The organism is Bradyrhizobium sp. SHOUNA76, from assembly GCF_023006445.1.
GTDB lineage: Bacteria > Pseudomonadota > Alphaproteobacteria > Rhizobiales > Xanthobacteraceae > Bradyrhizobium.
The window spans coordinates 1-1,194 of sequence record NZ_JALBHA010000917.1 but is presented as its reverse complement, the minus strand read 5'-3'; the positions used below and the strand labels follow the sequence as shown (position 1 = coordinate 1,194).

Annotated in this window: 1 pseudogene; it reads left to right on the top strand. The window is 66.2% G+C overall.

The annotated features are described in order from the left end of the window. Positions 1 to 1,194, top strand: a pseudogene (locus MOV74_RS38550) (tetratricopeptide repeat protein); the annotation flags it as partial.

Below are 1,194 nucleotides of genomic sequence, written 5' to 3'. Positions count from 1 at the left end.
CTCTCCCAGCCGCTCAACTCGCAGCTCATCGCCGACGACGAGGACGAGGACGATGCGGTCGAGTCAACACCGTCTGGCTGGTCTTCGTTACACCGAAGACGATCGATGTCGAGTCGATCCGCGCCAGGGGCGGCGCGATGATCGGCGAGGTCGGCCGCGTCCCGCTGGAGAAGGGACAGGCGCTGCGCATCCGTCTCACCCGCCCGCTGGTCTACTCGCTGGCGAGCGAAGAGGTCGGCAAGGAGACCAATTGGCTCTTGACGCTGGCCGACAAGATCCAGACGACGCCGCTGCCGCTGATGATGTCGCGTAACATCACCGACCCCGCGCTCGCCAACATCGCGATCCACTTTGCCAATCCGGGCGTCCTGCACAAGCTCACCGATCCCGACGCCGGCGACACGCTCTATGTCGTCACCGGGCAGCGGCCGGTGCGCGGCTTCATCAAGCGGCAGGACCTCGTCGATCTCTCGCTGCTGGAATCCGCGCACGGCATCGCGGTCCGGCCGAACTCCGACGAGGTCGGCGTCGAGGTCGGCTCCGACAAGGTGATCCTCGGCAAGAAGGGCGGATTGACGCTGTCGCCGGTCGACATCTCGGCCGAGCGCGCCCCGACCGCGGTGCGCCCGGTCTTCAGCCCCGAAGGCTGGCGCAAGGGCCAGTCGGAAAATTTCGTGACGCGCCAAAACGAGCTGATGACGGCGATCTCCAACGTCGAACCGGCGCTGCGCTCGCTGCCGCGGCTCGATCTTGCGCAGTTCTACATGTCGCGCGCGATGTATCACGAGGCCAAGGCCGTGACCGAATTGATGTTGAGCGATCCGCTCAACAAGGAGGAGAGCGGCGCGTTGATCATGCATGCGATCGCCAGCATCCTGATCGGCCGGCCGGCGCAGGGTCTGAAGGACCTCGCCAATCCCGTGATCGGCAACAGCCACGACTCCCAGCTCTGGAAGGCGCTCGCCTATGCGCGCCAGGGCAAATGGGCGGACGCGCGCGAGAAGTTCAAGAACGTCGAATTCGCCATTGCCTCGCTGCCCCTCGACATCCAGCGCATCGTGACGATGGACGCGATGCGCGCTTCGCTCGAGGTGAAGGATTATGCCGGCGCCTCCAAGCGCCGCAGCGAACTCGAAGTGGTGGGTGTCCCGCCCGAGGCAGCGCCCGGCTTCGCCGTGCTGCGCGGCCGGCTCG